This window comes from Actinomycetota bacterium, assembly GCA_014360655.1.
GTDB lineage: Bacteria > Actinomycetota > Geothermincolia > Geothermincolales > RBG-13-55-18 > JACIXC01.
Window position 1 is genome coordinate 1 of the sequence record JACIXC010000030.1, and the last position, 7,489, is coordinate 7,489.

Here is a 7,489-nt window from a genome sequence, read left to right on the forward strand (position 1 = left end):
TGGAGAGGACCTCGCCCATCATTCTCTCCAACTCCCATTGATGGGGAAGCCTGGTGTGGTAGATACTAGTAGTGGTTCCAACTGAACCCTTCATTTGGACACCTCCTTGCTCTGCTTCGTTTATCACAAAGCAAGTATAGGGGGTGTCCACCATGTTTATGAACCCGGGCATCTCGCGGTCGATGCTTTTCCCGTCCCGGGTCCGCCTCCCCTCCACGCCGGGACGGGGACATGACCCGCGGCAGGACCCTGGGTTGCCCCCGGCGGGCTATGGCCTCTATAGTACCCGGTGCATATAATATTTATCGTTGTCGAAGGAGCGAGTAAAGGACGGGGATCTGCATGGAAAAGTTCGCGATGGAAAAAATACGCAACGTGGCCCTTTTCGGGCACAACGACGCCGGGAAGACCTCCCTCGCCGAGGCGGTGCTCTTCAACGCCGGCGTGCTCAAGCGCCTGGGACGCGTGGACGAGGGGAACACGGCGAGCGACTTCGACCCCGACGAGCAGAAGCGCGGCATCTCCGTCAACACCACGCCCCTGACCTTCGCGTGGAAGGGTTACAAGATCAACCTCCTCGACACGCCCGGTTTCGCCGATTTCATCGGCGAGGTCATCTCCACCCTGCGGGTGATAGACGGCGCGGTCTTCGTCATCTCCGCGGTTGCCGGCGTGGAGGTGCAGACGGAGCTCATCTGGAAGATGGCCGACGAGTACGGTTACCCGCGCATCGTCTTCGTGAACAAGATGGACCGCGAGAACGCCAGCTTCCAGCGCTGCCTCGAACAGCTTTGCGACCTCTACGGGAGCAAGGTAGTCCCCTTCCAGCTCCCCATCGGGGAGGAACACCAGTTCCGCGGCGTAGTGGACCTCATAAGCAACAAGGCCTACGTCTACGGCGAGGGCGGGAAGCCCGAGGAGGCCGATATTCCCGCGGACATGGCGGACGCGGTCATGGAGGCGCGGGAGAAGGTCATCGAGGGCGCCGCCGAGGCCAGCGACGAGCTCATGGAGAGGTACCTCGAGGGAGAGGAGCTCGCCGACGAGGAGGTCATCTCCGCCCTGCTGGCTGGTGTCTCTAGGGGGTCCCTGGTCCCGGTGCTCTGCGGCAGCGCCACGCGCAACATCGCCGTGGACCTTCTCAGCACGGCCATCGTCAACACCCTTCCCTCCCCGGCGCGCCTGGAGGAGATACGCGGGCACAGGAAGGGCTCGCAGGAGGAGATAGCCTTCCCCGCCAGGGCGGACGCTCCCCTCGCCGCCCTGGTCTTCAAGACCATCTCCGACCCCTACGTCGGCAAGCTCTCCTATTTCCGGGTCTTCTCCGGGAGCGTGAAGTCCGACAGCACAGTCTACAACCCCCTTCGCGACAAGGAGGAGAGGGTGGGCCAGGTCTTCACCATCCTGGGGAAAAACCAGGACGCCACGAGCGAGATCGCGGCGGGCGACATCGGGGGCGTGGCCAAGCTCACCGATACCTCCACCGGCGATACCCTGTGCGAGCGGGATAACCCCATCATCCTCCCGTCCATCGCCTTCCCGGAGCCCATCATGTCCCTGGCCGTGGAGCCCATGACCAAGGGAGACGAGGACAAGCTCTCCGTCGCCCTCTCCCGCCTGGGAGAGGAGGACCCCACCTTTTCCGTGCGGCGCGACAGCGAGGTGAAGCAGACCATCATCTCGGGCATGGGGGAAGCGCACCTGGACATCATGATGGAACGCATGTCCCGCAAGTTCGGCGTGAACGTGAAGACGGACACCCCCCGGGTACCGTACAAGGAGACCATACGCAGGCAGGCCAGGGCAGAGGGCAAGCACAAGAAGCAGACCGGGGGCCACGGGCAGTTCGGCATCGCCTGGTTGGAGATCGAGCCCATGGAGAGGGGGGCGGGCTTCGAGTTCGTGGACAAGATCGTGGGGGGCGTCATCCCCAAGCAGTTCATCCCCTCGGTGGAGAAGGGGGTGCGCAAGGCCATGGAGGAGGGCTACCTGGCCGGTTATCCCGTGGTGGACCTGCGGGCGACCGTCTACGACGGCAAGTATCACCCCGTGGATTCATCAGACATATCCTTCCAGATAGCCGGCTCGCTGGCGCTGAAGAACGCCATGGCCGAGGCGGATCCCTACCTGCTCGAGCCCATCATGAACGTGGAGATACTGGTGCCCGAGGCCTACATGGGAGACGTAATCGGCGACCTCAACGCGAAGCGAGGCCGCATCATGGGCATGGAGGCGGAGGGGAGCCTGCAGCGCATCCGCGCCCAGGTGCCGCTGGCGGAGATGCTGCGCTACTCCATAGACCTGCGCTCCATCACCGGCGGACGCGGGACCTTCCGCATGGAACTCTCCCATTACGAGGAAGTGCCCTCGCACATCGCCGCAAAGATCATCGAGGCGGCGAAAGCCGAGAAGAAGGAGTGAAAGAGGCTAGGCGCGGCTGCAGGCCGGCATGCTTTTACGCATTCCCCTCGCCCGTCGCCTCCCGTAGCGCCTCGAGCAGACGCCGGTAGTTATCCTCAACGGACTCGGGCATGACCTTGCTGCCCGCCAGCACGGGCATGAAGTTGGTGTCTCCCTGCCAGCGTGGCACCACGTGCAGGTGCAGGTGCTCGTCGTAACCGGCCCCCGCCGACTTTCCGAGGTTCATACCCAGGTTGAAGCCGTGGGGACGCATGGCCTCCTTTATGGCGCGCACCGCCAGCACCGTCAGCTCCATGAGCTCGCCCCGTTCCCCCTCGCTCAGGTCCTCGAGCTCGGACACGTGCCGGTAGGGGCTCACCATCACGTGCCCCGTGTTGTAAGGGTACAGGTTCATGATGATGAAGCAGGATCGACCCCGGTGAAGGATGAGGTTGGCCCGGTCGTCCCCCGCGGCGGGCTTGCTGCAGAAAATGCACCCCGCTTCCCTCTCCTCCTCCACCCGGCTGACGTATCCCATGCGCCAGGGCCTCCACAGCCGCTCGAAGATCATTCCCACCCCGCCTTCACCTTTCGCTCGTTGACCATGTCGATGAGGCGTCCCACGAATTCCCGCAGGGGAACGCCCCGCACGTCGTGACCGGAGCGGTCCCTCACCGACACCGTCTCCGCCTCCACCTCGCGGTCCCCCACCACCAGCGCGAAGGGTATCTTCATGGCCTGGGAGCGCCTTATCTTCATGTTCACGGTGTCCCGTTCCCCGTCCACCTCGACCCGCAGCCCCTCTTCCTCCATCAATCCCTTGACCCTTTCCGCGTAGGGGAGGTGGCGGTCGGCCACGGGGATCACCACCGCCTGCACGGGGGCCAGCCAGGGAGGGAGCTCTCCCGCGTAATGCTCCAGGAGGACGCCGTAGAACCTCTCTATGCCGGCCAGCACCACGCGGTGTATCATGACGGGACGGTGGGGCCGGTTATCGGGCCCGGTGTAGGTGAGGTCGAAGCGCTCGGGGAGGTTGAAATCCGCCTGCACGGTGGGTCCCTGCCAGGATCTTCCGATCGCGTCCTTGAGCTTCACGTCTATCTTCGGTCCGTAGAAGACGCCTTCCCCCGGGTCCACCTCGTAAGCGATACCCATCTCGCGCAGGGAACCCTCCAGCGCCGCGGTGGCCTTCTCCCACAGCTCGTCGCCCCCCACCGACTTCTCGGGACGCGTGCTCAGGAAGACCTCGAATTCCTCGAAACCGAAGGTGCGCAGGCTGTAGAAGGCGAAGTCCAGGCACTTCTCCACCTCCCCGCGCAGCTGCTCCTCGCTGCAGAAGATGTGGGCGTCATCCTGGGTGAAGCCCCTGACGCGCATCAGCCCGTGCAGCACCCCCGACCTCTCGTAACGGTAGACCGTCCCCAGCTCGAAATAGCGCAGGGGAAGGTCGCGGTATGAACGCGGTTTCGTCTTGTAAATGAGCACGTGCCCCGGGCAGTTCATCGGCTTCACCACGTACTCCATGCCGTCCTTCTCGAAGGAGTACATGTTCTCGCTGTAATAGTCCATGTGGCCGGATGTCTCCCAGAGCTTGCCGCGGAAGAGATGGGGGGTGATCACCATGTGGTAGCCGCGGCGGCGGTGCTCCTCCTTGAGGAAGTCCTCTATTAATCCCCTCAGGACCGCCCCCCTGGGATGGTAGAAGACGACCCCCGGCCCGGCCTCCTCGTGAAAGCTGAAGAGGTCCAGCTCCCTTCCCAGCCTGCGGTGGTCCCTCCTCTCCGCCTCCTCGCGCAGATGCAGGAATTCCTCCAGCTCGGCCTCGCTCGTGAAGGCGGTCCCGTAGATGCGCTGCAGCATGGGGCGTTTCTCGTCGCCGCGCCAGTACGCCCCGGCCAGGCTGAGCAGCTTGAAGTTCCGCAGGTGGCCCGTGGAGGGCAGGTGTGGACCCCTGCAGAGGTCAAGGAAATCCCCCTGCCGGTACACGGTGACCTCGTCGTCCGCGATCTCCTCCAGCAGCTCCACCTTGTACGGCTGCCCCGCCTCGCGGAAAAAACTCACGGCGTCTTCCCTCCGCCACACCTCCCTGCGCAGGGGCAGGTCCCGATCGACCAGGAGCCGCATGCGTTCCTCGATAAGCGCGAGGTCGTCCGTGGTGAGGCTGCGCGGCAGGTCGAAATCATAGTAGAAACCCTCGCTCGTCGCGGGGCCTATGGCCAGCTTGGCACCGGGAAAGATTTCCATGACAGCGTGGGCCATCACGTGGGAGGCCGTGTGGCGGTAGATCTCCCTCCCCTCCGCATCTTCCCACGTGACCAGTTCCAGCTCGCCTTCCTCCAGGGGATCCGCGAGCCCCAGCAGCCTTCCGTCGACGCGCGCCGCCAGGACTTCCTCGCGGGAGTCCCGGCAAGCCTCCGAGATGAATCCGCTCAGCGTGGTCCCCTCGGCGACCTCGTAGACACCGCCCCGCCACGATATCCTCAATGCCTACCCTCTCCTTCGCACTTCATCGTTATTCCCAGCTCGAGGTCGTCGAGGTCCTTCAGCGCCTCCTCGCTCAGCAGGTAGACCTTAAGGACGAGGTCCTGCCCCTTTCTTCGCAGGTCCTCGCCGAGCAGGGCTATGATCTTCATGGCATGCGTTATGCCGACACGCCCCCTTGCGCGCAGGTGGGCCCGGTCCCCCGCCGATATGATACCTTCCACCCTGCGCATTACCTCCGCGCCGCCCTCGCCGTCCATGACCTCTATGGGGTTTTCGTGCAGGTATTCCATCTCGCGGCGCAGTTCCTCGTTCTCCTCCGCCTCCTGCCTGCGCCATTCCTCCTCGTCCACCAGCAGGGATTCCGGCTCCTCGAATACGAAGGCGCAGCGCAGGCAGAAGGGAGAGTCCACGGGGCTGAGCTCCCCGCAGTTGGGGCAGCGCAGCTTCCGCCCCCCGTGTTCCCTGCGCAGCCGCTCGGCCTCTTCCTCCGCCTTGCGGGATCTCTCGGTGGGCACGAAGCGTGTATAGCAGAGCGAACAATAGGTGGCGTCGTCGGGGTTCTCCGCCTTGCACTTGGGACATCTCATGCCTGTACTCCCGTCGTCTCAGACGCCGCTCCCACGACCTGCTTGTCGTTTCGGCGCGCCATAATCATGCGCGCGGCCCCGCGCTGTCCGGATCATGACCGACACGCGGTACCGCGCCACCTTCCGCATCGTCGCCGCGTCCGCCGCGAATTAAGCTCACGGAGGTCCTTTCTGGTGGGCGCGGAGGGGATTGAACCCACGACCTCTTCCGCGTCAAGGAAGCGCTCTCCCACTGAGCTACGCGCCCGCGACGCCTCTATTTTGCTGTATTCGCGCGCGTTTCGCAACAGCGGTCATCAGCGGGCGACCTCCGGCATACGACGCGAAGCAACGGTCGGTGTCCTTCATGCCCCGAGGCCGTTGCGAGCATATCCATGCTCGAGAGGTCCAACAACGCCCGCTCGCGCCGTGATGCGGCATCTCCGCCTTCACGCTTCCCCGTAAACAAGTGCGACAGTTCTGCCGATTTCATGGCCATGAGAGACAACCGGGGACGGGACATATACCGGAGCGTCGCGCGCAACCGCCTGCGTCTGGCGGGGATAATCGCCATCTTTTCCCTGCTGGTCATGTCGTTTTCCGCCGGCGGATGTTTCCTTGTATACGAATACGCGGGACTGCGCTATTCCTTCTGGATGGTCCTCCTCCTCTTCTGGCTCTTTTACCTCCTTTATGCCGTCCTGCGCTATGCGTTCTCCGGCCTGTGGGTTTTCCGGTCCATAGGAGTCCTCCCCGAGAGCGAGAACGACCCGCGCCTCGAGGATGCCCTGGCGGCCGCGAGACTGGGTGCCGGCCTCGGCGCGAAAATCAGGCTCTTCGAGATCCCCAACGACGACATCAATTCCTTCTCCATCGCCTTTCCCGACGGTTCCCACGGCATCTTCGCCACCCGCGGCATGGCGGAAAAACTGCCCGCCCGCGAGCGCGAGGCCATCATGGCACACGAGCTCGCGCACGTCATGGCAGGCGATTCCCTCCTCTATACCGTCATGATCCGCCTGGTGGGCCCCGGCTCCATGCGCCGCATAATGTCCGGCTGGAGGGCGGGTTCCGCAAGGTACTCTTTCAGCGAGGTGGGCCCACCGCCGCTTTTCCTCGTGATATTCGTCATCCTCCTAAGCGACGCCCTGAGAAAGGCCAACAATACGCAAACGACCCAGGCCCTTCCCCTTGCCGTGGTCCTGCTCCTCTTTCTCACCCTCGCTTCCCTCCTCCCCCTGCTGATGCACCTGCTCCTGCGTCTCTTCTTCGACCGTGAAAGGGAATACGCCGCGGACATGCAGGCCGCATTCATCACCCGCGACCCGGAAGCCGTCTACCTCGCGCTGAAGGATGCCGCGGAGGACGTTCGGGATCTCCTGCTCCTTCCCTCACGCCTTGACGCCCTCCTCTTCCACCCCGTGGTAGATTATGCCAGCTACCGCCCTTTCCGTACCCAGCCCACCATGGCCGAACGCATGCAACGTCTGCAGCGGTCTTTTCCCGGGCTTGCGGCCTGATCCCGTCACGCCGGTCGCTGCCGGGAACGGGAGCTTTCCCCTTATGGGCCTACCGCCAACAGGTTCAAGAGCGGGTCCTGCAGTAAACCCCTCCGTTAAAGCATCGCATTTAAAAAGGGAGCCCTGCAGGCTCCCCGCGTCGTGGAGGCGGCGACCGGATTTGAACCGGTGATCAAGGTTTTGCAGACCTTTGCCTTACCACTTGGCCACGCCGCCCTGTGTCCCGTTCGGCATAAAGGGTAGGCCCCTCGTGCCTACCCCAGGCGCCTGGAGCGGAAGACGGGACTCGAACCCGCGACCCTCACCTTGGCAAGGTGATGCTCTACCAACTGAGCCACTTCCGCGTTCCTGACGGTCATAATTTTACCATCGCACTCCGGGCCGCTCAAGATTTCGAATTGACTCATAATTTTTCTACACGAAACGGATTCGTTGCCTCAAAATAAAAATCTACTCGAAGCGAGGTACCGAAAATCCCCTCGGAGAGCACCTATACCGAGGGGGTGAGGAAGTTGAGGT

5 protein-coding genes and 3 tRNA genes are annotated in these 7,489 nt (G+C 63.4%); 2 read left to right on the top strand and 6 right to left on the bottom strand.

The genetic code is table 11. The features are described from left to right. The first annotated feature begins 342 nt into the window (after nucleotides 1-342). Nucleotides 343-2,421 carry an elongation factor G gene (fusA, locus tag H5T73_12690; protein MBC7248619.1) on the top strand — a complete coding sequence of 693 codons (2,079 nt, stop codon included), beginning with the start codon at nucleotides 343-345 and terminating at the stop codon, nucleotides 2,419-2,421. A 34-nt stretch (nucleotides 2,422-2,455) separates the two neighbouring features. On the opposite strand, the gene H5T73_12695 is transcribed toward fusA, so the two are convergent. From H5T73_12695 to H5T73_12710, 4 genes are all read right to left on the bottom strand, one after another. Continuing rightward, on the bottom strand, nucleotides 2,456-2,971 hold the full coding sequence (locus H5T73_12695; protein MBC7248620.1) for an HIT domain-containing protein: 516 nt from the start codon (nucleotides 2,969-2,971) through the stop codon (nucleotides 2,456-2,458). Beyond that, nucleotides 2,968-4,878 carry a threonine--tRNA ligase gene (gene thrS, locus H5T73_12700; GenBank protein MBC7248621.1) on the bottom strand — a complete coding sequence of 637 codons (1,911 nt, stop codon included), beginning with the start codon at nucleotides 4,876-4,878 and terminating at the stop codon, nucleotides 2,968-2,970. The genes H5T73_12695 and thrS overlap by 4 nt, the downstream gene beginning before the upstream one ends. Nucleotides 4,879-4,880: 2 nt before the next feature. Then, nucleotides 4,881-5,471, bottom strand: coding sequence for a zinc ribbon domain-containing protein (locus H5T73_12705; GenBank protein MBC7248622.1), 591 nt, complete (start codon nucleotides 5,469-5,471; stop codon nucleotides 4,881-4,883). Nucleotides 5,472-5,643: 172 nt separating this feature from the next. Next, nucleotides 5,644-5,718, bottom strand: a tRNA-Val gene (locus H5T73_12710). A 223-nt stretch (nucleotides 5,719-5,941) separates the two neighbouring features. Here H5T73_12710 and H5T73_12715 point away from each other — a divergent pair. Continuing rightward, the gene (locus H5T73_12715) at nucleotides 5,942-6,970 is read left to right on the top strand and encodes a M48 family metalloprotease (GenBank protein MBC7248623.1); all 1,029 of its coding nucleotides are present in this window, start codon (nucleotides 5,942-5,944) and stop codon (nucleotides 6,968-6,970) included. A 142-nt stretch (nucleotides 6,971-7,112) separates the two neighbouring features. Here the strand turns inward: H5T73_12715 and H5T73_12720 are convergent. Both H5T73_12720 and H5T73_12725 read right to left on the bottom strand, forming a co-directional pair. Further along, nucleotides 7,113-7,186, bottom strand: a tRNA-Cys gene (locus H5T73_12720). 52 nt (nucleotides 7,187-7,238) lie between these two features. Next, nucleotides 7,239-7,314, bottom strand: a tRNA-Gly gene (locus H5T73_12725). Nucleotides 7,315-7,489: the final 175 nt, after the last annotated feature.